This is a genomic window from Paractinoplanes durhamensis (assembly GCF_016862175.1).
Classification (GTDB): domain Bacteria; phylum Actinomycetota; class Actinomycetes; order Mycobacteriales; family Micromonosporaceae; genus Actinoplanes; species Actinoplanes durhamensis.
Genome location: NZ_BOML01000027.1, coordinates 206549 through 232777 on the forward strand (window position 1 = coordinate 206549; position 26229 = coordinate 232777).

Annotated in this window: 23 protein-coding genes and 1 pseudogene; 7 read left to right on the forward strand and 17 right to left on the reverse strand. The window is 71.0% G+C overall.

Annotated features, from left to right (window positions below; translation table 11 throughout):
* Nucleotides 1–217: 217 nt before the first annotated feature.
* A pseudogene (locus tag Adu01nite_RS47800) lies at nucleotides 218–373 on the reverse strand (ClpX C4-type zinc finger protein); the annotation flags it as partial.
* 518 nt (nucleotides 374–891) lie between these two features.
* Here Adu01nite_RS47800 and Adu01nite_RS16660 point away from each other — a divergent pair.
* The 3 genes from Adu01nite_RS16660 (at nucleotide 892) to Adu01nite_RS16670 (ending at nucleotide 3089) form a co-directional block, all read left to right on the forward strand.
* Nucleotides 892–2289: a hypothetical protein gene (locus Adu01nite_RS16660; RefSeq protein ID WP_203727773.1), complete on the forward strand. Its 1398-nt coding sequence runs from the start codon at nucleotides 892–894 to the stop codon at nucleotides 2287–2289.
* Between the two features lie 106 nt (nucleotides 2290–2395).
* On the forward strand, nucleotides 2396–2830 hold the full coding sequence (locus tag Adu01nite_RS16665; protein WP_203727774.1) for a hypothetical protein: 435 nt from the start codon (nucleotides 2396–2398) through the stop codon (nucleotides 2828–2830).
* 7 nt (nucleotides 2831–2837) lie between these two features.
* The gene (locus tag Adu01nite_RS16670; RefSeq protein ID WP_203727775.1) at nucleotides 2838–3089 is read left to right on the forward strand and encodes a hypothetical protein; all 252 of its coding nucleotides are present in this window, start codon (nucleotides 2838–2840) and stop codon (nucleotides 3087–3089) included.
* A gap of 47 nt (nucleotides 3090–3136) precedes the next feature.
* Here Adu01nite_RS16670 and Adu01nite_RS16675 read toward each other — a convergent pair whose 3' ends face one another.
* From Adu01nite_RS16675 to Adu01nite_RS16685, 3 genes are all read right to left on the reverse strand, one after another.
* Complete coding sequence (locus Adu01nite_RS16675; protein ID WP_203727776.1) at nucleotides 3137–3556, reverse strand: hypothetical protein; 420 nt, start codon at nucleotides 3554–3556, stop codon at nucleotides 3137–3139.
* Nucleotides 3557–3571: 15 nt separating this feature from the next.
* A complete protein-coding gene (locus tag Adu01nite_RS16680; RefSeq protein ID WP_203727777.1) occupies nucleotides 3572–4594 on the reverse strand; it encodes a LacI family DNA-binding transcriptional regulator in 1023 nt (340 codons plus the stop codon).
* A 108-nt stretch (nucleotides 4595–4702) separates the two neighbouring features.
* Entirely contained in the window at nucleotides 4703–5161 is a 459-nt protein-coding gene (locus tag Adu01nite_RS16685; RefSeq protein WP_239132460.1) for a DUF1062 domain-containing protein, read from the reverse strand.
* Between the two features lie 424 nt (nucleotides 5162–5585).
* Here Adu01nite_RS16685 and Adu01nite_RS16690 point away from each other — a divergent pair, with 424 nt between their 5' ends.
* On the forward strand, nucleotides 5586–6719 hold the full coding sequence (locus Adu01nite_RS16690; RefSeq protein ID WP_203727779.1) for a threonine synthase: 1134 nt from the start codon (nucleotides 5586–5588) through the stop codon (nucleotides 6717–6719).
* A 41-nt stretch (nucleotides 6720–6760) separates the two neighbouring features.
* On the opposite strand, the gene Adu01nite_RS16695 is transcribed toward Adu01nite_RS16690, so the two are convergent.
* A complete protein-coding gene (locus tag Adu01nite_RS16695; RefSeq protein WP_203727780.1) occupies nucleotides 6761–7885 on the reverse strand; it encodes a serine hydrolase domain-containing protein in 1125 nt (374 codons plus the stop codon).
* A 109-nt stretch (nucleotides 7886–7994) separates the two neighbouring features.
* Here Adu01nite_RS16695 and Adu01nite_RS16700 point away from each other — a divergent pair, with 109 nt between their 5' ends.
* The 3 genes from Adu01nite_RS16700 (at nucleotide 7995) to Adu01nite_RS16710 (ending at nucleotide 10159) form a co-directional block, all read left to right on the forward strand.
* Nucleotides 7995–9206 carry a sensor histidine kinase gene (locus Adu01nite_RS16700; protein ID WP_239132461.1) on the forward strand — a complete coding sequence of 404 codons (1212 nt, stop codon included), beginning with the start codon at nucleotides 7995–7997 and terminating at the stop codon, nucleotides 9204–9206.
* Nucleotides 9197–9841: a response regulator transcription factor gene (locus Adu01nite_RS16705; RefSeq protein WP_203727782.1), complete on the forward strand. Its 645-nt coding sequence runs from the start codon at nucleotides 9197–9199 to the stop codon at nucleotides 9839–9841. The genes Adu01nite_RS16700 and Adu01nite_RS16705 overlap by 10 nt, the downstream gene beginning before the upstream one ends.
* 66 nt (nucleotides 9842–9907) lie before the next feature.
* Complete coding sequence (locus Adu01nite_RS16710; RefSeq protein WP_203727783.1) at nucleotides 9908–10159, forward strand: hypothetical protein; 252 nt, start codon at nucleotides 9908–9910, stop codon at nucleotides 10157–10159.
* Here Adu01nite_RS16710 and Adu01nite_RS16715 read toward each other — a convergent pair.
* From Adu01nite_RS16715 to Adu01nite_RS16770, 12 genes are read right to left on the reverse strand one after another with little or no spacing between them, the layout of a single operon-like run.
* Nucleotides 10137–10763, reverse strand: coding sequence for a 4'-phosphopantetheinyl transferase family protein (locus Adu01nite_RS16715; protein ID WP_203727784.1), 627 nt, complete (start codon nucleotides 10761–10763; stop codon nucleotides 10137–10139). The genes Adu01nite_RS16710 and Adu01nite_RS16715 overlap by 23 nt on opposite strands.
* Entirely contained in the window at nucleotides 10753–12072 is a 1320-nt protein-coding gene (locus Adu01nite_RS16720) for a lysine N(6)-hydroxylase/L-ornithine N(5)-oxygenase family protein (protein ID WP_203727785.1), read from the reverse strand. The genes Adu01nite_RS16715 and Adu01nite_RS16720 overlap by 11 nt, the downstream gene beginning before the upstream one ends.
* A gap of 11 nt (nucleotides 12073–12083) precedes the next feature.
* Nucleotides 12084–12710 (reverse strand): isochorismatase family protein, encoded by a 627-nt coding sequence (locus Adu01nite_RS16725; RefSeq protein ID WP_239132462.1) that lies wholly within the window; start codon nucleotides 12708–12710, stop codon nucleotides 12084–12086.
* Nucleotides 12711–12714: 4 nt separating this feature from the next.
* The gene (locus Adu01nite_RS16730; RefSeq protein WP_203727787.1) at nucleotides 12715–14304 is read right to left on the reverse strand and encodes a (2,3-dihydroxybenzoyl)adenylate synthase; all 1590 of its coding nucleotides are present in this window, start codon (nucleotides 14302–14304) and stop codon (nucleotides 12715–12717) included.
* Nucleotides 14294–15469: an isochorismate synthase gene (locus tag Adu01nite_RS16735; RefSeq protein ID WP_203727788.1), complete on the reverse strand. Its 1176-nt coding sequence runs from the start codon at nucleotides 15467–15469 to the stop codon at nucleotides 14294–14296. Before Adu01nite_RS16735 ends, Adu01nite_RS16730 begins: the two co-directional genes overlap by 11 nt.
* Nucleotides 15470–15486: 17 nt before the next feature.
* Nucleotides 15487–16236 carry a 2,3-dihydro-2,3-dihydroxybenzoate dehydrogenase gene (locus Adu01nite_RS16740; RefSeq protein WP_239132463.1) on the reverse strand — a complete coding sequence of 250 codons (750 nt, stop codon included), beginning with the start codon at nucleotides 16234–16236 and terminating at the stop codon, nucleotides 15487–15489.
* A gap of 32 nt (nucleotides 16237–16268) precedes the next feature.
* Nucleotides 16269–17570, reverse strand: coding sequence for a cation:proton antiporter (locus Adu01nite_RS16745; protein WP_203727789.1), 1302 nt, complete (start codon nucleotides 17568–17570; stop codon nucleotides 16269–16271).
* Entirely contained in the window at nucleotides 17563–18351 is a 789-nt protein-coding gene (locus Adu01nite_RS16750) for a siderophore-interacting protein (RefSeq protein WP_203727790.1), read from the reverse strand. Before Adu01nite_RS16750 ends, Adu01nite_RS16745 begins: the two co-directional genes overlap by 8 nt.
* On the reverse strand, nucleotides 18348–19157 hold the full coding sequence (locus Adu01nite_RS16755; RefSeq protein ID WP_203727791.1) for an alpha/beta fold hydrolase: 810 nt from the start codon (nucleotides 19155–19157) through the stop codon (nucleotides 18348–18350). The genes Adu01nite_RS16750 and Adu01nite_RS16755 overlap by 4 nt, the downstream gene beginning before the upstream one ends.
* Nucleotides 19148–21061, reverse strand: coding sequence for an ABC transporter ATP-binding protein (locus tag Adu01nite_RS16760; protein WP_203727792.1), 1914 nt, complete (start codon nucleotides 21059–21061; stop codon nucleotides 19148–19150). The genes Adu01nite_RS16755 and Adu01nite_RS16760 overlap by 10 nt, the downstream gene beginning before the upstream one ends.
* Nucleotides 21054–22694: an ABC transporter ATP-binding protein gene (locus Adu01nite_RS16765; protein WP_203727793.1), complete on the reverse strand. Its 1641-nt coding sequence runs from the start codon at nucleotides 22692–22694 to the stop codon at nucleotides 21054–21056. Before Adu01nite_RS16765 ends, Adu01nite_RS16760 begins: the two co-directional genes overlap by 8 nt.
* Nucleotides 22691–25963 carry a non-ribosomal peptide synthetase gene (locus tag Adu01nite_RS16770; RefSeq protein WP_203727794.1) on the reverse strand — a complete coding sequence of 1091 codons (3273 nt, stop codon included), beginning with the start codon at nucleotides 25961–25963 and terminating at the stop codon, nucleotides 22691–22693. Before Adu01nite_RS16770 ends, Adu01nite_RS16765 begins: the two co-directional genes overlap by 4 nt.
* Nucleotides 25964–26229: the final 266 nt, after the last annotated feature.

The following is a 26229-nucleotide window of genomic DNA, read 5'->3' on the forward strand; positions in this document are numbered from 1 at the left end:
AGCGTTCCCAGGCTGACTGGCGGGCTATGCCCAAGGCCGTGCCTATGCGTGCCCAGGTCACTCTTCGTTCTCGCAGCGTGGTTACCAGGCGTTGGAGGCTTGCCTCGGTCTGGGCTCCTGCCGCTGCCACCTGAGGTAGGCGGTCCAGGAGTTGGTCGTCGGTCAGTTCGTTTTCCCACGCCGACAGCTTTGCGTCGGAGGTGGTGGGGTCCTGTTGCTCGGAACTGAGGATGTTGTTGCACAGGTCTACGCACTCGTTGCAGATGTAGACGCCGGGGCCGGCTATCACCTTTTCTACGGCTGAGCTTGGCTTGGCGCAGAAGGAGCAGCACAGCTGGATTGCTGGCTCGGCGGCTTGCGTTTCGCTGGTCATGGTCTTCTCCGGCGGTTGGAGGGTGTCAGGGTTGCCCTGACAGGTGTCAGGCTACGCCTGACAACGCTGCGTGGATACTGGCGCCGGTTCGGTTGGCATCTTTACGGCTGCGATCGTTCGCGCCGGACTATCCGGAATCGGTTAGTCCATCGACTCTTGTCATACTCGACAACTTGCCTGGTTCTTGTAAGGTGCCGGGGTGATGACCGATTCGGCGGTTGGGGGCCACGGACGGTGAGTGGATTTGAGGTCCAGATCGGTCAGTTGCGTGGTGCTGCCAAGGCTGCCGGGTCTGCTGCGGACCAAGCTCGAGTGGTGCGGCCGGGTGCGGGGCTGGATGTTGTTGCCGGTGCTCTGCCCGGTGGGGTGGTGGCGTCCAAGGTGGGTGCTCTTGGGTCAACCTTCAATGAGCGTGGTGCTGGGTGGGCCGAGGAGATCGATCGGTGGAGCAAATCGGTCACGGGCGCTGCGGACTCGTATGAGAAAAGTGATGACTCTGCGAAAGCGGCCTTCGGGAAATGACCATCACCTACGACGATGTGCGCAAGTGGGACGCCGGTCCGGTTGATGCGGCGGCCGCCGACCTTCGTGTGCGGCAGGACAAACTTGTCGGGCTGCAGGACGAGCTTGATGATGCTCGGCGGTTGCCTGACTGGCACGGCACCGCGGGGGAAGATGCTCGGCGGTCGCTGGGGACCACTCGGAACAATGCCGAGATCCTCATCGCGGAGCTGGCCGCTGTGGAACGGGCTCTGCAGAACGCTGCGGACGACGTCATCACCCTCAAGAGCCGGGTTGCCAACAATGACTCCCTCGCCGACACCTATCAGTTCCGCATTGCCGGCGATGGCGCCATCGTGGACAACAAGCCGGCCGATCCGCCGCCTCGGTCTCGGTTCGAGGCTGAGGACCGTGCCGAGTCCGCTCGGTACCGTGCCGGCATCATGGTGCAGCTGGAGCAGGAGACCAAGGCGATCCTGACCGCGGCCACCAACATCGACACCACGCTCGCCCGGACGATGCAGCTCGCGCAGGACCGCAGGATCAGCGACCACGATGCGACCACGCTGGCCGATGCCGGTAAGGGTGGGGATCTCGACGCTCAGGTTGTTGACATGGAGCAGTCGCTACGCGATGCCGGGCTGCTGACCGGGCCGCCGGTTGACGGGCACTACAAGGAGTGGCTGGAGAATGCCGTGCGCCGGGGCGTGCCGCTCGACACGATCAAGCAGATCATTACCGACCACCACGTCACGCCGGAGGACTTCAAGATCCTCGACGGGATGGAGGAGATCCGCGAGGACGGCGACGGCGACGGCGTCTACAAGTCGTTCTTCCTGATGCCGACCGACATCAGCGGGGACGACGCGGCCAAGGCGGTGCGGATGACCTACATCCTGAACGCGGGCACCGACTACGGCGCCGGCGGCCAGTCGACCGACTTCACCCCCACCCCGTACGGGTCCGACGAGTTGCGGCGCATCACCGAGCGGCAGGAGCAGAACTCCTGGAGCTACAGCCAGGACGTGGGATTCGTGCACGGCAACGGCGGGCGGCTGGTGACCACCCCGAACGGCATGATGATGGGCCTGGGCGGGAACTTCGTCCAGGACCTGTACAGCCAGCAGGGCGGAACGACGTACGGCGACACGTTCATGCTGAACGTCGACGACCCGCAGGACCCGGCGGCGGAGCTCCGGAAGATCGCGTCGTCGGGCCAGGCATGGTACGAAGGCGACAACGGCTCGTACCCCGGTTCGCTCGACATGGACCGGCTGCTGCACCACGAGGAGCGGCACTCCCAGCAGTGGGCGCGCGAAGGCTACACGCACTACCTCGCGTCCTACGGGTGGGAACGGCTCACCGGCGGCAACCAGACCGAGGAAGACGCGGGGCTCTCCGATGGCGGTTACTAGACGGCTGCGCGCAGCCTGCGCAGTCCTGCTCCTGGCGACGGTAACCGCGGCATGCGACACCGAGGCGCAGTTCGCGCCGTCACTGCCACCGGCGGCCGGCTTCCGGGTGGACGACGGCACCTTGAAACTGTGGACCGGCACCCCGTGCAGCGGCGTAACCGCCGTGACGCTGATCTTCGAGACCGCCGGCCAGGGCGATCAGGACCAGGTATGGAGAGCGCCGAAGCCGGGAGTGACGGTGGAGCGCATGGATCTGCTGAAAACCGCCGGCGGCTCCGCCCCCGACACCGGCGGCCCGCTGCAGGTCCAGAAGCCGCTACCCACCGACTTCGACTGGACGAAGGCAACGTCGATCGTCTTCTACGTGAGCGGGCCGACGGCAAACGGCGCCAGGGAAGACGTGGCCCAACTGCTGCGCGAGTCGCCCAACCACCCGTCGGACAGCTACCTGTTCGGCCAACAGGGCTGGATGAACGAGGCAGACGTCCAACGCGAGAACAAGAAATCGTTCTTGACGGTGTGCACCCCCGACCCGAACTGAAGGCACCATGAACCAGCCCGACCGCCCCCGCGAAGGCGCCCTGCGGGTAGCGCTCCGACGCGTGGTGTTAGGCGCGTTCGCCCTGACCGCCACAGCGATGGCGCTGTTCCTCGGCGAAGCATTGCTGAGCGCCACCGGCATCTACTTCGACCCACACGGCTACGGCGTAATCGTAGGAATCCTGTTCGCCGCGATCCTGACCCCGATCGCACTGGCCCTGTGGCTGCTGTACCAATCATTGCGACGACGCAGCATTTGACCCCCGGTAGTCATCGAGCGCGGCGCGGGGACGTAACCGGCGAAGGGTCAGGACAGGGCGGTCAGAGTCGCGATCCAGGCGATCTCCAGGACGACGATCGCCACGCCGGCGATCCGGCCTCGGCGGGCGACCCGGAGGTATTCGGGGTGCCGGCCGATGCTGCGATCCTGGGACGACGGCATGTCGGCGGGGAGCTTTCCCATCCAGAACAGCGGCAACGCGGCGACCGCGAGCACGCCCCCGCCGAGCAGCAGCTGCCCCGAGTTCCGCCTCCCGATGGCGAGGACCACGACGAGGAGCCCCACCGCCGGCGAGAGATGCTGGGTCACGGTCTGCCGGCGCCGGTACGGCGGGGTCATCCAGTACACGGTGCCGATCATCAAAGCGGCTCCGCCGACCGCGACGACCCACGCGAGCCACACCGGCACGTTCTCGGCGCTCAGCGGCCCCGACGCGAAGGTGCTCATCGATCATCGAACTCGTCAACCGCGGCGGGGACGCGGCGGCGGAGCGGTGCTCGACCGGACGATCAAGCGGGTACTCAGTTCCATTCGCGGTGACGGCAAAGACCTGCGGCCGGCCATCGTCAACACGGTGCGGGCGGCCAGGCGGCCCATCTCCTCCAGCGGCTGACGGACCGTCGTCAACGCCGGGGATGCCCACCGGGCTGCGGGCAGGTCGTCGAAGCCGACCACGCTCAGGTCGGCGGGGATCGACACGCCGCGCTGCCGGGCGGCCTCGTAGACGCCCAGCGCTATCAGGTCGCTGCACGCGAAGATCGCGGTCGGTGGGTTCGGGTGGTCGATCAACTGCTTGGCTGCCGTGATGCCCGCCTCGAACTCGAATTCGCCGTGCCTTATCAGGCTCGGGTCTTCGGGGACGCCGGCGTCCTCCAACGCTGCCCGGTAGCCGTCCAACCGGGCCCGGCTGCACAACAGGCCGCCCTTCGAGCCGGTGATCATCGCGACCCGCCGGTGGCCCAGGGCCAGGAGATGTTCGGTGGCGGCGCGTGCTCCCTGCCAATTGGCGGCGCCGATCGACGGCAGCCTCGCCGGGGCCTTCGCACCGGGGTCGAGGGTGATCACCGGGACGTTCAGCTGGTCCAGGACCGGCGCCAGCGGTGTGTCGCCGCTCGCGGCGGCCAGGATCGCGCCGGTCGCCTGGCCGGCCTGGGCGCGTCGCAGCAGGTCGTTGCGGCCCGCGGTGCCGTGGTTCAGCGCCGACACCACCAGGCCGACGCCGGCCTCCTGCATCACCGCCTCCATGCCGCGGATGTGCTCCAGCTGCCAGGCGGTGTCGATGCGGGGGTAGATCACGTGGACCATGCCGGCCGACGATGCTCGCACGGTTCGGGGCCGGTATCCGTGCTCGTCGAGCAGGGCCTCGATCCGCAGCCGCGTTGCTTTCGCGACGTTGCCGTCGCCGTTCAGGACCCGGGAAACCGTCGGGACCGAAACTCCCGCCGCCTCGGCGATCGTCGCAAGGGTTACTCGTTCGGCCGGCACCTCGGGCTCCCGTCCGTCGACGATGACCAGGGCTGTAGAGAATATCGCTCGACGGTCTTCGGCGGGAGACCATTGTCGGCGGGGCCGGACGGCCCCGCCGACGTCGGATCAGGCGCCGTATTCGGTGGGCCGTTTCCGCTGGTGGGTGAAGCTGAAGTCGCCGGCCGAAGTGCCGTCCAGCCGGTCCGCCGAGGTGATCGTTCCGGCGGCGATCTGCCGTTGCACCTCGGAGCGCGACACCTCCAGCCCGACGGACAGCAGGCCGGTCCGCCGGATCGGGATGCGCTGCAGGAAGCCGACCGAGATCTCGACCGTCTCGGCGTCCGCGACGTCGGTCTTCCGGAGATCCCAGGCCCAGTCGAGCGTGATGCTGTTTCTCCGGGACAAGCCCGGGTCGGTCAGCAACTGGAGGGCCATGGAGGGGTCGTTGTCGTGGAATCGGGTCAGGGTCTGCGGGTCGATCGCGCGGACGGTCACCCGTTCCAGGACCGTCAGTTTGATGGTCTCGCCGCATCCGGCACAGAGCGCCAGCAGCCACACGTCGAGCAATTTGTGATTGGCGTTCACCCGGAACTTTCCATCGGTTCGATACTCGGCCGAACGGCAGCGCAGGCAGCGGCGCCGGATCACGGGCAGAGCGGTGGGACGGACGAGCCACTGTTCGGTGGTCAACGGAGAGGTGGTCAACGGAGAGAGGCCGTTCTACTGCGACATTCCGTGCGGAGACGGAGCTCCGCGGACGGCAATCCGCGCATGACGAAGAAGCGAGTGGCGGCCGGGTGTCACGACAGCGCGCTGGACTCGCTCGATTCATGCGGGATCTCGCTGCTCGCCAGAGCAGCGACCAGCGCCGACCGCACACCGGACGGAACTCACGGCATGCTTGGTCGGCGCGGTGGAATGTCTCAGCTGATGTACAAGGGTCCGTCCTCGGTCGGCCTGGACTACCGAGCGAAGCTAACAGTGTTTATGCACGAGCCGAAAGCGAATAATGCAGCGCGTGGCATTTCTGGTTGATCGTGGTGGGCGTCGCTATCCGCTCGATGAGCCGCGGTGGCGCGGCGACGACGGGTCGCCGTTGCTGGTCGGTCCGCTGCCGGGGATCACCCGCGACGACATCGACACGCGCGTGCGGTCGCAGTGGCGTTATGCGGCCGCGCTGCCGGAACGCTTCGACCGGCCGGTCACCCTCGGCGAGGGCTGCACGCCGCTGCTGCCGCTGGCGGTCGACGGGCTCGAGCTGTTCGTCAAGCCGGAGTGGTTCAACCCGACCGCCAGCTTCAAGGATCGCGGCACCTCGGTGATGATGTCGGCGCTCAGCCGCCAGGGCGTGCCGGCGATGCTGGAGGACAGCAGCGGCAACGGCGGCTCCTCGGTCGCGGCCTATGCGGCGGCGGCCGGCATCCGGGCCACCATCCTGGCGCCGGAGTCCACGTCACCGGCCAAGATTCAGCAGAGCCGGGTGCACGGCGCGACCGTCGAGCTGGTGCCGGGCAGCCGGCAGGCCACCGCGGACGAGGCGGTCCGGCGGTCCGGGGAGACGTTCTACGCCAGTCACAACTGGCATCCGTACTTCTTGCAGGGAACCAAGCTCCTTGCGTACGAAATCTGGGAGGACCTTGATTTTGTCGCGCCGGAAGCGGTGGTCGTGCCGTGCGGGGCCGGGAGCCTGGTTCTGGGTTTGCATGCGGGGTTCGGGGAGCTGGTGGCCTCGGGGGCGGTCGATCGGCGGCCCCGGCTGCTGGTGGCGCAGCCCGCTCGTTGCGCGCCGTTGGTGGCCGCGTTCGAGGCGGGGCGCGATGAGGTGATCGCGGCGGAGTGGACGCCGACCGTCGCGGAGGGGGCGTCGATCGCGCGGCCGGTGCGGGACCGGGAGGTGCTGGCCGCGATCCGGGCGAGCCGCGGCGCGATGTCGGCCGTTCCGGAGGAGGCGATCGGGCCGGCGGCGTTCGAGCTCGCGGGCCGCGGGCTGTATGCGGAGCCGACCAGCTCGATCGTCCTGCCGGCCATTCGCGATTTTGTCGCGCGCGGGGAGCTGCGCGCCGGGGCGACCGTGGTGGCGGTGCTGACCGGCACCGCCCTCAAGGCCGCGGACATGATGGGGCGGCTGTTCGAGGAACGCTGATTGCCGGTTAACTGCCGCCTGGCCGCGGCGGCAGGGCCCGATCAAGCCTTGAACATGCTGCAGACGGCGGCGTTCACCAGGTCCTGGTTGGCGGCGCCGGCGTTCGGTGCGGACAGGCCGAAGATCGTGCTGGTGAGGACCGAGACCGTGCGCCGGCCGGTGGCGTCGGTGTAGTTCTCGCTGGAGTAGCCGGGGACCTGGCCGCTGTGGCCCCACACCGTGCCGCACGGGGTGACCACCTGCTCCAGACCGAGGCCGTAGCGGCGGTTCGGGAACTCGGCCTCCTCGGCGACCGTCGTGCGCATCTCGGTCATCAGGACCGGCGGCAGGAGCTTGCCGGACAGCAGGGCGCGGTCGAAGCGGGCCCAGTCCGGCGCGGTGGAGACGATGCCGCCGGCCGCCCATTCGGTGCTGAAGTTGATCCCGGTGGTGTCGACGTATCCGTCGGGGCGGGACGGGCCGGCGAACGCGAGCCCGGCGGGCGTGCCTGGCGGAAGCACCGCGGGTTCGTAGCCATGGGCGGTGGACCTCCCGGTGCCCAGGTAGGTGTCGGTCAGGTGCAGCGGGCCGGCGATCCGCTGCTGGATCAGGTCGGCGAGAGTGCGGCCGCCGGCCTTCTCGGCGACCAGGCCGAGGGCGATGTAGTTGGTGTTGCTGTACGCGTAGGCGGTGCCGGGCGCGAACAGCGGGTCGTGCCGGACCGCGGCCGCGATCAGCTCGCGGGGCGCCCACACCCTGGTGTCCTGGCCGGTGAAGGCCTGGAGCACATCGGGGTCGTAGGTGTAGTTGAACAGGCCGCTGGTGTGGCCGAGCAGCATCCGCAGGGTGATCGCCGACCCGTTCGGGATGGCGCCGGGCAGCCACTTCTCGACCGGGTCGGTCAACCGCAGCCGATGCTCGGCGACCAACTGGAGGACGACGGTGGCGACCATCGTCTTGGTGTTCGAGCCCATCCGGAACCGGTCACCGGCGGCGAGAACATGGTCGGCCCGGCTCCATGGCACCTGCCGGGCAAGCGAGGTCACCCGGCCGTGGCCGTCGTCGACCCGGACGATCACCCCGGGTGCACCGGCGTCCACCACGCGCTGGGCGGCAGCCGCCAGCTCGGACGGATGCGGTACGGCGCCGGTGGTGAGGACCGCGGCGAGCAGAAGTTCAGCAATCATGGGGAGAGCCTCCGCGCGGCGGGCGCGGAAAACACTGCTGCTGGCCCCACCTCAAGAGTGCAGGCAGCCTCACTGTGCGAGCCCGCGCCGGCGGCCAGAATCGGTCAGCGTGAAGAGCGATTCCGCGCGGTTGAGTCCGCTGGTGGTGGCGCCGGGTGCGGTCCTCGGCTTCGTGCTGGCCACGGTCTGGATCACGTCGGTGTCGATCGTCGCGATCCCGCTCGCACTGCTTGCGACGGTGCTGGTCCGCTGGTACGCCGACCTGCATCGGCAGTGGGCCGCCGACCGACTCGGGGAACCGGTGGACCGGCCCTATCGGCCTACGCCGCAGGGCTGGTGGGGCGTACGACTGTGGGCCATCGTGTGTGACCCGGCGACCTGGCGGGACTGGGCCTGGCTGCTGGTCAACGCGGTCACCGCGTGGTTCACCGCCGGGCTCTCGCTGTTCCTCCTCGTGGCCGGTGTCTTCTACCTGATCTATCCGCTGCTGTTTCTGCTGACGCCGCCGGAGGTGTTCCGGACCCCGTTCGGCGACGGCCTCGTCCTGCACAGCGTCGAGCAGTCCTTCGCGCTGGTCCCGCTCGGCCCGGTGCTCCTCGTCCTCTGGTACGCCACCGCGGCCCGGCTGGCCGACGTCAACGCCCGGGTGATCCGCGCGCTGCTCGGCCCGACCGAGCAGGCCCGGCTGCGGGCCCGGGTCGAGCAACTGGCGGCCTCGCGGGCCGAGACCGTCGACAGCCGGGACGGCGAGCTGCGCCGGATCGAACGCGACCTGCACGACGGCGCGCAGGCCCGGCTGGTGTCCCTGGGTATGAGTCTCGGCCTGGCCGAGCAGCTGCTGCCGCACGATCCGGCCGCCGTCCAGGGACTGCTGGCCGAGGCCCGCGAGTCCACCGCCGGCGCCCTGGCCGAGCTCCGCGACCTGGTCCGCGGCATCCACCCGCCGGTCCTGGCCGACCGCGGCCTCGACGGCGCCCTGCAGGCCCTCGCCCTGGTCAACCCGATCCCGACCACGGTGACGACGCGCCTGCCGCACCGGCTGCCACCCCCGGTCGAGTCGGCCGCCTACTTCGCCGTCGCCGAGGCCCTGTCCAACGCCATCAAGCACGCCGAGGCCCACAAAATCAAGATCATTGTTGCGTACGCCGCGGAAGAGCTGACGATGCTGGTGTCCGACGACGGCCGTGGCGGTGCCGCGCTCGACGCCGGCACCGGGCTGCGCGGCATCGCCCGCCGGCTGGCCGCCTTCGACGGGACCCTGGCCGTCGACAGCCCGCCGGGCGGACCCACCGAGATAAGGATGGCGCTGCCGTGCGCGTAGTCGTAGCCGAAGACCTCGCCCTGCTCCGCGAGGGCCTGATCCGGATCCTCCGGGCCAACGGCTTCGAGGTGGTGGACGCCGTCGACAACGGCCCCTCGCTGATCCACGCCCTCACCACGCACCGGCCCGACGTCGCCATCGTGGACGTTCGCCTGCCGCCGTCCTTCACCAACGAGGGCCTGCGCGCCGCGATCGAGGCCCGCCGGCAGCTCCCGGGGCTGCCGGTCGTGGTGCTCTCGCAGTACGTCGAGCAGCTCTACGCCCGGGAGCTGATGTCGGACCGCACCGGCGCGGTCGGCTACCTGCTGAAGGACCGGATCATGGACGTCGACCAGTTCGTCACCAGCATCCGCCAGGTGGTCGCCGGTCGCACGGTGATGGACCCGGAGGTGGTCGGCGCCCTGCTCACGCACCGCTCGGCCGACCCGCTGCTCCTCGAGTTGAGCCCGCGGGAGCACGAGGTCCTCGCCCTGATGGCCCAGGGCCGCTCCAACGCGGCGATCGCCGGCCGGATGTACGTCTCGGAGCGCACGGTCAGCAAGCACAGCAACAACATCTTCGCCAAGCTCGGCCTCAAGCCGTCCGAGGACCACAACCGCCGGATCCTGGCCGTCCTCGCCTTCCTGGAGGGATGACGAACCTACTTGGAGGACTGACGAGCCTCCTTGATCGCCTCGTCGAAGTAGCCGGGGATCCGTCCGGTGCTCCCAGACGGCATAGGCCGTTCCCGCCGGGCCGACACCCACCGCCACGGGATCGTGCTGCATCGCCGCGCGGTCGGCCGGCTTCAGATAACCGTGGCGTTCCAGCGGCACGACCGGCAGTTTCAGGGCTTCCAGGCGCCGCTGAAGGTTGGCGTGATCGCGTTCGTTCCCGGTCAGCCTCATCGCAAGCATCATCCCCTGCCCGGCAACCGGGTTCAGGGAAAGGTCAGCTCCGGGCGGGCACGGTAACCGCGGTCAGCAGCAGGCCGGTGCCGGCGAGCCAGGTGCCCTCGAAGCCGGACACCGGGCCCTCCACCAGCAGCTTCGCACTGAAGGTGCGGTCGTCGCGCAGCTCGACCCGGGCCTCGGTGAAATCCAGCCAGCGGTGCGCGAGCGGGTACCACGCCTTGTAGATGGACTCCTTGGCGCTGAACAGCAGCCGGTCCCAGGCCGGTCCCGGGCGGGAGAGTTGGTCGCGCTCCTCGGGCAGGGAGATGGCGTCCAGGACGCCCGCCGGCAGCGGCTCGTCCGGTTCGGCGTCCAGCCCGATCGAGGCGTACGCGGAAAGGTGGGTGACCGCGGCCGCCCGGTAGCCGGCGCAATGGGTGATCGCGCCGGCTATGCCGGATGGCCAGGTGGGGGCGCCGCCGTCGCCGGGAAGGATGGCAGCCAGCGGGACGCCCAGGCGGTGCAGGGCCCGCCGGGCGCACCAGCGCCCGGTGGCGAACTCGCGCCGCCGCTTGGGCACCGCTTCGGCGATGACCTGCTGTTCCGAAGGGTAGAGCGCCTCGGGCACGTCATCGGCGAACCGCTCGGCCCAGGCCACCTCGGGGGGAAGCAGGTCACCGATCACCGATCATCGCCAAGGTCCGGGGCAGGAGGTCAGGAACCGGCGACCTGACCGCGGAAGCGATCGACGCGACGATCTCGCCGGACCGGACGGCCACCGCGGAGAGCAGCGTGGACGTTATTCCGTGTGCGTGCTCGGTGCCACCCTGCAGGTAGATGCCGGCGCTCAGGCTGTCGTCGGTGACGACCCGGTAGTCACGGCGTACCCGCAAAAGGTTTTCCTCGTCGCGGTGGCAGAGCGGACCGGCCGCGCCGAGCATGCGCGTGACGTCGACCGGGCGATAGCCCGTCGCGTAGACGATCACGTCGGCCTCCAGTGGGGTGCGCTCCCCCGATGGTAGGTGCTCGACGACCGCGGTGATGCCGTCGGGGCGGGCCTCGAGGTCGGCGACGCGGGAGGCGTTCAGCATGCGCAGGCGGGTGCGGCCGAGCACCTTCTCGCGGTAGGCGCGGCGGTAGAGGTCGGTGATCAGGTCGCCGTCGACGACCGAGTAGTTGGTGTTGCGGTGGTAGTCGAACAGCATCCGCTTGACGTCCTCGGGGGCGTCGAAGTAGAGGTCGACGGCCTGCGGGTCGAAGATGCCGTTGGCGAAGTTGCTGTCGTCGGCCGGGCTGTAGCCGTAGCGGAAGAAGACCGAGCAGACCTCGGCGGTCGGGTAGCGCTCGTGCAGGAACGACACCGACTCGGCGGCGCTCTGCCCGGCGCCGACGACGATGAAACGACGAGGCTCTTCTACGTCGAACGCGGCCGCCCGGTGCAGGATGTCGAGGTTGTGCCAGACCCGCTCGGACGACTCGATCTCCGGCGGCAGGCTCGACTCGAGGCCGACCGCGACCGAGACGTTGCGGGTGCGGAAGCGTTCCGGGCCGACGTAGACGTCGAGCAGTTCCCCGCCGGCGACCGGCACCACGTCGGTGACCGTGTGGCCGTAGCGCACGCTGTCCTTGACCCGGGTCGCCGCCCAGTACATGTAGTCGTGGAACTCGACCCGCAGCGGGTACATGCTCTTGTAGTTGATGAAGTCGGCCAGCCGGTCGTGGGCGTGCAGGTATGACACGAAGCTGTAGTCGCTCGCCGGGTTCCGCATGGTGACCAGGTCCTTGAGGAAGCTCACCTGCATGGTGGCGTCCTCGAAGAGCATCCCACGGTGCCAGCCGAAGTCGTCCTGCTTCTCCAGGAAGAGCGCGCGGACGCGGTCCCCGGCGGAGTCGCACCGGGCGTTGTGTTCCTCGACGGCGATGGCGAGGGCCAGGTTGGACGGGCCGAACCCGATGCCGATCAGGTCGTACACGTCGTTGTCCTGCGAGACCATGGGTGTGCCTTTCACAGTGAGTCGGCGATCTCGGCGGTGGTCGCGACCACGCCGCACCGGTCGGCCACGTGCCGGAGCGCGTCGCGGTGGTGGGCCGGGCTGAAGTCGGCGACCGCGTCGGCCACCACGAACGGCTGGATGTCGCGCATGAACGCGTCGAGCGCGGTGGCGAGCACGCCGATGTGCGCGTAGACGCCGGTGATGATCAGCTGGTCCCGGCCTTTCAACAGCGAGGCGAGCGAGGTGCCGACGAACGCGCTGTAGCGGCGCTTGGTGATCCGGATGTCGCCGTCGCCCGGGGTGAGCGCGTCGTGGATGGCGAGGGCGTGCTCGTCCGGCGGCGGGCCGTCGCCCCAGAAGTCCTGCAGCAGGCCGCGCTCGGTCCGGGACTGGCCGCCGGGCTGGGCCGAGAAGATCACCGGCATGCCGGCGTTGTGGGCGTGCTTGCGCAGGCCGGCGATGTTGTCCACGACGCGGGCCATCAGCGCCTGGTCGGCGGTGCCGAACGGGGCGAGGAAGTAGTTCTGCATGTCGTGCACGAGCAGGGCGGCGCGGCTCGGGTCGGGGCGCCAGCGGACCTTGGCCTTGTCGATGCCGAAGCCGGTGGGGATCGGGTACGGCGTGATGCGTGGCAGCACGGGATCAGCCTTTCTCGGTTGCGGCCAGGGCGGACCGCAGCTCACGCCGGCTGACCTTGCCGACGCCGGTGATCGGGAACGCATCGAGAACCCGGACCTTGTCCGGGATCTTGTAGGCCGCCAGCCCGCGTTCGCGCAGGTAGCCGCGGAGAACCGGCAGGGTGGGGGCCGGCTCGCCGGCGCGGGCGACGACGAACGCGCAGGTGCGCTCGCCGAGGTACGGGTCGGGGACGGCGACGACCGCGACGTCGTGCACGGCCGGGTGGGTGAGCAGGTGGTTCTCCACCTCCTCGGCGGCGATCTTCTCGCCGCCGCGGTTGATCTGGTCCTTGGCCCGGCCCTCGACCACGAGGTAGCCGCCGGGTTCGCGGCGCACGAGGTCCCCGGTGCGGTAGAAGCCGTCCGGCGTGAACGCTTCCCGGTTGTGTTCCTCGGCCCGCCAATAACCCCTGATGGTGTACGGCCCACGGGTGAGCAGATGGCCGACGGTGCCGTCGTCCACGGGCTGGTCGTGGTCGTCGACGATGAGCACCTCGTCGTCGGGTGAGATCGGCCGGCCCTGGGTGTGCTGGACGATCTCGTCGGGGTCGTCGAGGCGGGTGTAGTTGACCAGGCCCTCGGCCATCCCGAAGACCTGCTGCAGCTGGCAGCCGAGGACCGGACCGACCCGCGCGGCGACCGGGTCGGCCAGTTTGGCCCCGCCGACCTGCAGCAGCTGGAGGCTGGACAGGTCGGGTTTCTGCGGCATGCCGGCGACCGCGTCCAGCCACAGGTGGGCGAGCGGCGGGACGACGGCGGTGATGGTGACCCGCTCGACGGCGATCAGTGGGAGCACGGTGGCCGGGTCGGGGCGGCGGGCCAGGACGACCCGGGCGGCGGCATGCAGGGCGCCGATGACACCGGGCGAGGACATGGTGAAGTTGTGCGCGACCGGCAGCACCGCGAGGTAGACGCTGTCCGGGGTGAGGCCGCAGATGTCGGCGCTGGCCCGCACGCTGTAGAGGTAGTCGTCGTGGGTGCGCGGGATCAGCTTGGGCAGGCCCGTGCTGCCGCCGGAGAGCTGCAGGAACGCGACCTCGTGCGGCTGCGGGCCGGCCGGAAGCTCTTGCGAAGTGCAATAGAGCGAATCGAGGCCGACGAACGCGCCCGGATCGCCGGCGACGATCGTGGTCGCCTTGCCGGCCACCGCGGCCAGGGTGCGGTGGTCGAAGCCCTCGTGCACGTCGGTGGTGACGAACGCGACCGCCTCGGTGTGCTCGCAGAAGTAGCCGATCTCGGCGGCCCGGTGGGCGGGCAGCGCGAAGACCGGCAGGGCGCCGAGCCGGAACAGCGCGAAGATCACCTCGAAGTACTCGGCGGCGTTCGGCAACTGCACGACGACGCGGTCCCCACGGCGTACGCCAAGCTTGTGCAAGCCCGCCGCCAAGCGCAACGCGCGGTCCCGGAGCTGGGCGTAGGTGACCTCGCGGTTGCCGTCGACGACGGCGACCCGGTGGCCGTCCGACGCCGCCCGCTCGCGCAGGAGGTCGTCGAAGGTCTGGCCGATCCAGTAGCCGCGTTCGCGGTAGCGGGCGGCGTAGTCGTCAGGCCACATCGGAGTTCTCCAGGCCCAGGGCGGTGAGCAGGGTGCCGAGCTTGGCGGTGGTCTCGGCCAGCTCGGCCTCGGGCGAGGAGTCGGCGACGACGCCGGCCCCGGCGAACAGATCGAGCCCGTCCGCGTCGGCGGTCGCGCAGCGGATGGTGACCGCCCATTCGCCGTCGCCGTTCGCGTCCACCCAGCCGACCATGCCGGTGTAGAAACCGCGCTCAAAGGGTTCCAGAGCCGTGATCGCGGCGCGGGCCGCGTCGGTCGGAGTGCCGCAGACCGCGGGCGTCGGGTGCAGCGCGGTGGCCAGCTCCAGCGCGGAGACGCCCTCGTCGGCGATCTCGCCGGTGATCAGCGTGGACAGATGCCACATGGTGGCGGTGCCGACGACCGACGGCTCCGCCGGCACCACGAGGTCCTTGCAGTACTGCCGGAGCACGTCGGCGACCTGGTCGCTGACCACCGCGTGCTCGTGCCGGTCCTTCTCCGAGGCGAGCAGCGCGGTGGCGCGGCGGCTGTCCTCGACCGGGTCGGCGCTGCGCGGGGCCGAACCGGCGAGCGGGTTGGCGGTGACCACCCGGCCGTGCCGGGCGACCAGCAGCTCGGGGCTGGCGCCGAACAGGGTGCGACCGTTGCCGAGGTCGACGGCGAACGTGTAGCCGCCCGGGTCGCGGCCGGCCAGGGCACGCACGGCCGGGGCCGGGTCGAAGCCGGGGGCCTCGGCGCGCAGCGACCGGGCCAGCACGACCTTGGTGTAGTGGCCGTCCTGGATCTGGCCGACCGCGCGGGCGACCGCGTCGCGGTAACCCTCCGGGGTCGGGATCGGGCGGATCGCGCGGATGCCGACCGGGATCGTCCGGTGCGGGTCGGCGACCGGCGGGCCGCCGCGGCGCAGTCGCATCGGCACGACCAGGCGGGCGTCCGCGCCGGGGGCGAACGGGACCGCGCCGACGACGGTGCGGACCTCGTGGCCGGCCGCCTCGGCGACGGCGAGGACGGCGTCGACCCGGCGGGCCAGGTCGGCCTGGCCGTCGGGGCGGCCGGACGGGGGAACGGCGAAGTACGTGCCGTCGGCGAGAAGCGTGCCGCGTGGTGACGCGAACAGCGACGACTCGCCCGGCCGGTAACCGGCGATCAGCTCGGCACCGGTGCTGGTGGCGGAGACGGTGGTCACGGGTGGTTCTCCCTTGCTCAGGCGCGGAGCGTGGCGCCGCCGTCGACGTACAGGTCGTGCATGGTGATGTGCCGGGCCCGCGACGATGCGAGGAAGAGGACGGCGTCGGCGATGTCCTCGGGCTCGGCGATGCGGCCCAGTGGGATGCCGGTGCGGAACGCGGCCGGGCTGCCGGCGATGACCGCCGACGGGCCGTCCTCGGTCCACAACTGCCGCTGCATCGGGGTGTCGGTGGAGCCGGGGGCGACCACGTTGCAGCGGACGCCGTAGGGCGCCAGCTCGAGGCCGAGGCTCTTGGTGAACATGGTCGCGGCGGCCTTGCTCGCCGCGTACGCGGCCATGCCGGCCCGCGGGACCCCGGCCGCGTTGGACGAGACCGTGATGATCGCGCCGCGGCCGCGGCCGGTCATCCGCCGGGCGACGGCCCGGCTGGCGTTGAAGACGCCGCCCGCGTTGACCGCGAACGTGTCCAGCCAGTCCTGGTCGGAGAAGCCGGTCACCTCGCCGGTCCGGAGGATGCCGGCCACATTGGCGAGAACCTCGATCGGCCCGCGGCGCTCGACGAACTCGACCACCTCCTCGATCCGCTTCGGGTCGGTCACGTCGGCCACATATCCGGTGATGCCGTCGTGCTCGGCGGCGAGCCGCTCGACGCCCTTGGCATCCCGGTCGAGGGCGGCCACGCGGTAGCCCTCGGCGGCGAAGCCGACCGCCACGGCGCGGCCGATCCCTTGACCGGCCCCGGTGACGAGCGCGATCCCGCTCAATGTTCCTCCCAGTTTTGTAAGGGCAGCCTAACCTAATGAGGGCCGGCGGCGAGCACCAACTCGCGCTCGGATTCGGCCGGGGTCTGCTCCATCCGGGACATCGCCCAGCGCAGGATCGGCGGGCCCATCACCGACGTCACCACCGCGATCAGGACGACCACGGTGTAGGTCGCGATGGACAGCACGCCCAGGCGCAGACCCGTCGTGGCGACCACCACCTCGACCACGCCGCGGGCGTTCATGCCGGCGCCGAGGGCGATGCCCTCCCAATGCGACAGGCGGCTCCAGCGGGCGCCCAGGTAGGCACCGGCGAACTTGCCGACCACGGCCACCAGGAGCAGGGCGATCGCGGCGAGGAGGACCTTCGGGCCGGCCAGCGCGGTCAGGTCCATCCGCAGGCCGGCGGTGGCCATGAACAGCGGGGCGAGCACGCTGAGCACGACCGTACGCAACGGGGTCAGGTCTTTCCACAGCTTGTTCTCGTCGTCGCGGGCCTGTCCGATCAGGATCCCCGCGATGAACGCGCCGAACATCGCCTCCATCTTCAGCGACTGGGTCACCGCCGCGCCGAGGACGATCACGATGACCGCGATCGTCACCCGGGGGCCGCCGCTCGCCCGCTGCATCACCCAGCGCACCGCCGGGCGGCCGGCGAAGAACGCGACGGCGATGAAGGCCACCAGATAAAGCAGGGACAAAGACACCGATCCGGCGCGTACGCCGGTGGTGGCGGCCGCCGAGACCACGGAGAGGAGGAACCAGCCGACGGCGTCGTCGACCGTGCCCGCCGCCAGGGTCAGCTGGCCGACGTCGCGGTGCAGCAGGTTCATGTCGGCGAGGATCTTGGCGATCACCGGGATCGCCGTGACACACATGGCGACGCCGAGGAACAGGGCGAAGACGCCGCGGTCGGTGCCCTCGGTGAGCAGCGCGGCGGGCACCAGGAAACCGGCGCCGATGCCGAGCGCGAGCGGCAGCAGCAGACCGGAAAGGCTCACTTTGACGCCGGCCGAGCCGCGGCGGCGCAGCATCTTTCCGTCGAGCTGGATGCCGGTCACGCCGACCAGGAGCAGCACGCCGAGCTGGCCGACCGCATCGAGCAGGTGCAATTGATCGGCGTCGGCCGGCAGCACCCAGTCGAGCAGGCCGGGGGCGACCGTGCCGAGCAGCGACGGGCCGAGCACTACGCCGGTCAGCAGCTCGCCGACCAGGGCGGGGAGGCCGATCTTCACGGCCAGGCGGCCGAGGGTCAGCGCTACCAGCAGCAGGAGCGAGACCTGGAGGAGGAACACCAGCAGGACGTGCGGGTCCAGGCTCGGCAGTGGGCTACTCATCGTCGTCGTGGTGGTCGAGGTTGACCACGCCGCGCTTCCAGTAGCCGTCGATCTCCATCCAGTCGCGGTTCAAGCCCTGTCCGCGCAGATGGCGGCGGATAGGCTTGAGACCGGTGGCTTCACCGGCGACCCACACGTACCCGTCGCCGTCCGGAATTTCGGTTTTCAGGATGGCTTTTTCCAGCGACTCGCCGCGGTCCCGAAACAGCCAGACGACCTCTCTGGCCAGCGGTTGGCGCTCGTCTTCGTTGGCAACCTCGACGAAGGCGTTGATGTGCGCCTCGGCCGGCAGCTGCTCCAGCCATGCGGCCAGCGCGGGGAGGGCGGTCTCGTCGGCGCCGAGCAGGTACCAGTCGAAGGTCAGCGGGACCATCGTGGAGCCGCGCGGGCCGAGGATGCCGAGCTTCTGCCCCTCCGTCGCCTGCGCGGCCCAGGACGCGCCCGGACCGTGGCCGTGCAGGGCGAAGTCAACGTCGAGCTCTTGCTCTTCCTTGCGGACAAATCGGACGGTGTAGTCCCGGAAGATCGGCAACGGCGCGCCCGGCGGCGGGGGTTCGAGGCCCTCCTCCCCCAGCGTCGGCATGACCGGCAGCTCGGCGCCCGCCTCCGGGAAGAACACCTTCACGTGGTCGTCCGGCGCGCCGTAGCTGAACCCGTCGAGCTGCGCACCGCCGAAGGTCACTCGAACCATCCCGGGGGTGAGCTGCTCAACACGGCGCACCTCGAGCAGTCGAGGGGTGAGGTCGTGCCAGACGAGCTCGACTTCGCGAGCGGTGATCATGATTTCTCCTCGGTCAGGAACTCGATCAGCGCGGCATTGACCAGCTCCGGCTGTTCCAGGTAGCCGTAGTGGCCGGCGTCGGGGATCTCGGTGTAGCGGGCGCCCGGAATGGCGGCGGCCACCTCGCGGCCGCCGCGCGCCGAGGCGATCAGGTCATCGGCGAAGCCGACCACAAAACAGGGCAGAGCGATTTCGGTGTACGCCGGGAAGCGGTTCACACCCGCATCGGCCTCCAACCGGCTCGACGCGCCATCCACCTCGCCCGGCAGCGGGATCTGGAAGATGTCCAGCCAGTCCTGCGCCTTCCGGTCGTCGGAGAGCGTGCGCGGGGACAGGTTGAGGGCGGCCCGCACCGCGGCCCGGTACTCCTCCGGCAGCTTCGTGCCCGCCTCCTCCAGCGCCCGCTCCGCCCGGGACATCGCGTCCAGGAAGGCACTCGGTCGCCCGAAGGTGGCCATCAGGACCGCCCGATCGACCAGGTCGGGGCGGCGCAGGCACAGCTCGGCGGCGACCCGCGCACCCATCGACGAGCCGGCGATCCGGCACGGGCCGAGGCCGAGCTGCTCGATCAGGCCGGCCGCGTCGGCGATCAGGTCGGACATGGTGACCACCGGCGGGGTGTCCGACGGCGCGATCCCCCGGGTGTCGAAGGTGACCACCCGGAAGCCCGCCGCCACCAGGGCCGGGACCTGGTAGAGGTGCCAGGTGCGGCCGCGGGCGCCGGTGCCCGCCAGAAGGAGTACGCCCGGGCCGCTCCCCCGGTCCTCGTAGTGGAGCCGGACACCGCCGACGTCGATCACGGGCATGACGGCTCCTCCGTTTCGATGCGGCCGGCGCTTTCGATACGGCCGGCGCTTTCGATGCGGCCCGCATGCAGCCGGACCACCCGGGGCAGGCGGTCGATGGTGGCCGGGCGGTGGGCGATGACCAGGACGGTCCGGCCGTCGCGCAGGCGGGCCAGGGCCTCCTCGATGCGCTGGGCCGTCGCCGGGTCGAGGTCGGCGGTGGCCTCGTCGAGGATCAGCACCTCGGGGTCGGTCATCGCAGCCCGGACCAGGCCGACGAGCTGGCGTTCGCCGGCCGAGAAGCGTTCACCGCGGCGGCCGAGATCGGTGTCGAAGCCGTCCGGCAGCGAGTCGATCCAGGCGGTCAGGCCGAGCGCCGCGGCGGCGGCCGCGAAGTCGTCGCGGGTCTTCTTCCCCGGGGTCAGCGCGAGGTTGTCGGCCAGGCTGCCGGCGATCATGTGGACCTGCTGCGGGATCAGCACCAGGCGGCGGCGAAGGTCGGCCGCGTCCAGGGCGGACAGATCAGCGCCACCGAGCCGGACCGTGCCGGAGTCGGGCAGGTAGAGACCACAGAGCAGCTTGGCGAGGGTGGTCTTGCCGGACCCGGTCTCACCGATCAGGCCGGCGTGCTCGCCCGGGCCGAAGTGCACGCTGATCCCGTGGAGGACCAGCTCACCGGCCTTGTAGCTGTAGGTGACGGCCTCAGCCGTCAGCCCGGCGCCACTCGCCGCCGCAGCCCCCGCCGCTGCGCCGCCCGCCGCCCCCGCCGCCGCGCCGCCCGCCGCCACACCGCCCGCTGCCGCAGCCCCCGCCGCCGTGCCGCCGGCCACCGCGCCGCCCGCCACCGCGCCGCCCGCTGCCGCGCCGCCCGCTGCCGCGCCGTGCCCTGGGACTCCCCCGCCCGATTTATCGGATATTTCGCGTTGTTTCGAGTGATCGCCCGTCGCCGCCAGCAAGTCGAGCAGGCGGGCCAGGCCGACCCGAGTCTCCAGCAAGTCGCCCACGACCAGAGTCAGATCGTCGACCGAGCTGAACAGGTCGCGGCTGGCCAGCATGAAGGTGACCACCACGCCGACCGTGATGGTGCCGTTGCCGGCCAGCACCCCGCCGGCGATCAGCAGGGCCGCACTGGCCAGGCCCTGCACGATCCAGGTGCCGTCGATCCAGGTCGCGGCGCCCTGGGCGGTGCGGGCCCTGCGGTAGTAGTCGCCGGCGTCGCCGCGCAGCCGGGACAGCCAGGTGCCGGTCGCACCGTCGATCTGCAGCTGCTCCCGGGCGAGCAGGCTCTCCGAGAAGGTCGCGGTCAGCGTGGAGCGGGCCGCGGCCTCGGCCGGGTAGGCGCGTTCGGCGGTGCGCCGGACGATCCGGGTGAGCAGCCACATCGGCGGGGCGAAGACCACCAGCAGCAGGGTGAGCAGCTGCCACGACGAGGTGAGCAGCACGACCGTGGCGAAGACCACGTAGCCGGCCAGCGAGATCAGGTCGGGCAGCTGGCCGCGGACGAAGGCGGCCAGGTCGGCGATCTCCACGGTGGCCCGCTGCAGCAGGTCGCCGCCGCGGTGGGCTTCGAGGAACCGCAGCGGGGTGCCGCCGAGGCGTTCGACGACCAGGTCGCGCAGATCGTGCACGACCTTCTCGCCGGCCCGCACCAGCAGCAGTTCCGACCAGCGCAGCAGCAGGGTACGGACGATGACCAGGCCGAAGACCACGGCGGCGGCGGTCAGCAGCCCGGTGCGGTCGCCGTCGATCAGCTCGTCGACGGCCCGGCCGATCACCACCGGCACCAGGGTCAGGGCCAGGGTGGCGAGCAGGTTGACGGTCACCGCGGCGCCGATGGCGGCCCGGTGCCGGCGCAGGTAGGGCCAGGCCCGGCGCAGCACGTGCCGCTGATCCGGTTCCTCGGCAAGAAGGCGCACGTCAGCCATGGACCAGCTCCCCGTCGTGCACGCCCAGGTCGACGACCCGGTCGGCGCGCGCGGCGACCGCCGGGCGCGAGGTGGCAAAAACGATCGTGACGTCGGCGTCCCGGAGGCCGTCCAGAATCCGTTGCTCGGTGGCCGCGTCCACCGCCGACGTGACGTCGTCGAGCAGCAGGATGCGGCTGCCGCGCAGCAGCCCGCGGGCCAGCGCGAGGCGTTGCGCCTGACCGCCGGAGACGGTGGAGCCACGCTCGCCGAGCTCGGTGCCGAAGCCGTCCGGCAGCGACTCGATGTGGTCGAGGATCGCCGCCCGGCGGCAGGCGTCGCGCATCTGCTCGTCGGTGACGCCGTCCCGGCCCAGGCGCAGGTTGCCGGCGATGGTGCCGGACAGCAGCAGCGGCCGCTGCCCGACCAGGGTGATGTCCGCCCGCACCGCGGCCAGGTCGAAGCCGGCCAGGCCGGTGCCGCCCAGCGTCACCGCGCCGGTGGCCGGGTCGGCGAGCCGGGCGAACAGCCGCAGCAGGGTGGACTTGCCGGTGCCGACCGCGCCGGTCACCGCGACGAACTCGCCGGGCTCGACCGTGACGTCCGGGATCGGGAGCGGTTCGCGGCCGGGCGGGGTCACGGTGACCCCGCTCGTCCGCAGCGGCCCGCCGGTCAGCGGCACCGGGTGCGCCGGCGACACCACGGTGGGCGTCGCGTCGAGGACCGTGCCGATCCGGCCGGCCGCCGTCCACGCGTCGCCGAACTGGTTGAACCGCAGCGTCAGCATCATCACCTGCCGCCCGAGCAGCGCCATCCAGCTGGCGAACGCGACCAGCCCACCGACCGAGAACCGCCCGTCCAGCACGGCCAGGCCGCCGACCGCAACGCCGGCCGCGGTCGCCAGCCACGGCACGAACGGCGCGTGTGCCGACCAGCCGGCCGCGACCCGGGCCAGGGCGAGCGTCCGATCGCGTACGGTCCGGGAAACCTCGTGATGCCGCTCGACCAGCACGGCTTCGCCGCCCAGGCCGCGCACCGCGGTGCTCGCCGACAGCAGGTCCTCGACCGCGTCGGCGCGGGCGCCGTGCGCGGCCGACAGGGCTTCGTTGGCCCGGTCGTAGCGGCGCGGGTACCAGAGGTTGACCAGGATCAGCAGCGGCAGCGTGGCCAGCCCGATCAGGGCCAGCAGCGGATCCAGGGTGGCCACCACGACCAGCACCGCGACCAGCCCGATGACGCCGCTGGCCAGTGACGGCACGGTGGACAGCCAGATGGTGATCTGCTCGACGTCCCGGGTGCCACGCACGACAAGGTCGCCGGCGGTGAACTTGTGGGCGGTGGCAGCGTCCCAGCCGAGCACCCGGCCGGCCAGGCGCAGAAGGAGCGCGTTGCCGGTGCGAACCCCGGAGAGGGTGGCCCACCAGCGCATCGCCCATTCGGCGCCGGTCAACGCGACCGAGACGGCGAGGGTGGCGACCGCCCAGCCGATCAGCGCCCCCCGGTCGCCGCCGGTGATCCCTTGGTCCAGGGCCCGGCCCAGGCACCACGGAAGCGCGATCAGCCCGCCCTGGTAGCCGAGCCCGCCGACCCAGGAGGCGGTAAGGCCACCCCGGGAATCCCGGACCGCCCACCGCAACAGTTCGGACCGTCTCATACCGAAGCCTCCGTTTGTGCCACACCCGTGCCCGCCGCGCCCACCTGCGCCGTGCCCACCTGCGCCGTGTCCCCTTGCGCCGTGTCCCCTTGCGCCGCGTCCCTCTGCGCCGCTTCCGTTTGCGCCGCGTCCCTCTGCGCTGCCAGCGCGGCGACCGTGCGCAACGCGACGAGATCCCGCAGCCGCAGGTCGATGCCGGTGGCGCGAGCGCGGCTGGTGAGTCGCATCGCGGCGATGCTGTCGCCGCCCAGGTCGAAGAAGCTGTCCTCGGCGCCGACCGCGTCCAGCCCGAGCACCTCGGCGAACAGGGCGGCCAGGCGTTCCTCGGCCGGGCCGGCCGGGGTGCGGCCGGTGACCGTGAAGGACGGCTTCGGCAGGGCGGCCCGGTCGAGCTTGCCGTTGACCGTGAGCGGCAGCGCGGCCAGCGGGACGACCGCCGCCGGCACCAGGTACGCCGGGAGCCGCTCGGCCGCCCACGCCCGGATCTGCGCCTGGTCGGCGGTGGTCACCGCGTACGCGACAAGCCGTCCGCCGTCGGCGATGACGACGGCCTGGCCCACCGCGGGGTGGTCGCTGAGGACCGCGGCGACCTCGCCGAGCTCGACCCGGTGGCCGCGGATCTTGACCTGGTCGTCGGCCCGGCCCAGATAGTCGATGCGACCCTCGACCGTCCAGCGGACCACGTCCCCGGTGCGGTACATCCGCCGGCCGAGGGACCACGGGTCGGCGACGAAGCGCTCCGCGGTCAGCGAGCGACGGTTCAGGTACCCGAGGGCGACGCCGGCACCGCCGATGTAGAGCTCGCCGGCCACCCCCGGCGGCACCGGCCGCAGCCGGCCGTCCAGAACGTAGAGCGAGGTGTTGGCGACCGGCCGGCCGATGATGGCCCGCGGCACCTCCTTGACCCGCTGCACCACCGCGTCGACCGTGCACTCGGTCGGGCCGTAGAAGTTGTACGACTCGGTGTCGGGCAGAGCGGCCATCGCGGCCCAGAGCTGATCCGGAACGGCCTCACCGCCGACCCCGAGAACCGCCAGCCCGGCCGCGTCGAAGCCGGACGCGACGAGTTGGTCCAGGTGCGACGGAGCTACCTCGATCATGTCGATGCCGTTGTCCCGCAGCAGGGCGGCCAGCAGATCGGGGTCACGGCGCGGCTCGTCGGTGACCAGGTGGAGTTCGTCGCCACCGAGCAGCGCCAGCAGCGGCTGCCAGGAGGCGTCGAACGCGAACGACCAGTTGTGCGCGACCCGCAGCGGCCGGCCGAGGCGCTCCGCGGCCGGCCCGAGGATCCGGTCGTGGTGGCTGGCGAAGAGGTTGACCACCGTGCGGTGCGGGACGAGGACGCCCTTGGGCCGCCCCGTCGACCCGGAGGTGTAGATGACGTACGCCGGGTGGTCGGGGGTGATGGTTTTCGGACGCCCCGCGGGGTCCGGCATCTCGCCGTCCAGGATGAGGTGGGCGGCGTCCGGCGGCAGGAGCGGGACGGTGGCCGAGACGGCGAGCGTGACGACCGGGCGGGCATCGTCCAGCATCGCGGCGATGCGGGCCGGCGGATACTCCGGGTCGATCGGCAGGTAGGCGGCGCCCGACATCATCGCGGCCAGAATCGCCGGGACGATGTGCTCACCGCGAGGCAGCAGCAGCGCCACGATCTCCCCAGGCTCGGCACCGGCCCCCGCGATGGTCGCGGCGAGCGTCTCGGCGTCGGCCACCAGCTCGGCGTACGTCCATCGGCGCTCCCCCACCACCAGGGCCGTCGCCTGCGGGGTCCGCTCAGCCCAGCCCCGCACAAGACCCGGCAGGGTCGCCGGCGTGACCGCAAGGTCACCGGCGTTCCAGTCGACGAGCATCCGGTGCTTCTCGTTCGCGGTGAGCGCATCAGAACGGTCGACCGGCCGTTCCACATCGGTCGCGACCTCGACGGACAGCGCGATCAGCCGGTCAAGGAGAAGCCGCGCGGTGGCGTTGTCGAACCGCCCCGGCTGGTATTCGAGCGCGAGGTGCAGCCCGTCGTCCTCCGCCGCGACCAGGGTCAACGGGTAGTGCGTGGCGTCCCGGCTCTCGACCCCGGCCAGCTTCACCCCGGCCGCACGCTGGCTGTCGTCAAGCCGGTCGGCGTCGACCGGATAGCTCTCGAAGACGACAAGCGTGTCGAACAGCTCGCCGAGCCCCGTCATCCGCTGAATCTCGGCCAGCCCGAGATGCTGATGGGCCAGCAGCAGGGCTTGCTCGTCCTGAATCCGCGCGAGGAACGCCCGCCAGCTCTCCCCCGGCAGCAGCCGCACTCGCACCGGCAGCGTGTTGATGAACAGGCCGATCGTCTCCTCGGCCCCACTCAGCTCCGGCGGCCGACCGGCCACGGTGGCGCCGAAGACCACATCATTATGGCCGGTCAGCCGGGCGAGCAACACCGACCACAGGGCGCGGACCAGGGTATTAGGGGTGATGCCCAGAAGTCGCACCAGCTCCGCCGCCTCGGCCGGAAGCCGCCCGGTGACCTCCTCCGGGAGACCGGGCTTGCCGCCCGGCGCGACCAGGGTGGGCTCGGCGAGTCCGTCCAGCGAGCGTTGCCACGCCGCGCGTGCCGCGTCGGCATCGGCGTCCCCCAGCCAGGCGAGAAAGTCCCGGTAGGGACGGCTGGGCGTGGGTGCCTTCCCTGCGTACGCGGTGAAGAGCTCGCGGGCTACAAGAGGCCCCGACCAGCCGTCGACGAGCAGGTGGTGCTGGGTGAGCACGAGCCGGTAGTGACCTTCGCCAAGACGCAGCAGCAGGAATCGCAGCAGCGGCGGCCGTTCGAGGTCGAAGGGCCGAGTCCGCTCCTCATCGGCCAGCCGCTCGGCGGCTTCCTTGGACACCTCCCGATAGCCCCAGGCAACCGTGACCTCAGCCGGAATGACCTGGACCGGAGTCCCTCCCACCGTGGTCGTAAAGCCGGCCCGAAGGTTCGAGTGCCGCCGCAGCAGCGTCTCCGCCGCCGCCCGCAGCCGTTCGGGTTCGAGGTCGCCATCAAGGTCAAGCTGCTGCTGAACGGTGTAGACATCCGTGCCGTCCAGCGCATGAAGGTAGAAGAGCCCTTCCTGCAACGGCGTAAGCGGAAGCACATCCACGAAGCCCGGATAGCGCCCACCGAGCTCATCGAGATCGACTTGATCGACTTGGGCCAGCACGTCGGAGGGGGTAAGCCCTCCGGTCCCGGGCTCGGCCACAAGGGCGGAGAGGGCATCGACCCAGCGCCCGAGCAACTCCCGCACGACGTCCGCGCCCAGCACCCGCCTGGGGTATGAGATCGAAAGGACGAGTTGCCCCTCCAGAACAGACGCCTCGATGTTCAAAACATGCCGCGCCGCAATGTCGTCGCCGGCATCACCGCGAAGCCCTTCCCCAGACACCGGAGTCCACACTCGTCGTGCGTCCAGGCGCCCGGCCGGGCCAACGCCGTCGGCGTTCGCCGCCCTTTCGGTTCCTTCCGCTCGCGCGCTACCTGCCGCCTCCGCGGCTCCCAGCGCCCGCACGCTTCCTTCCGCCTTCGCGGCTC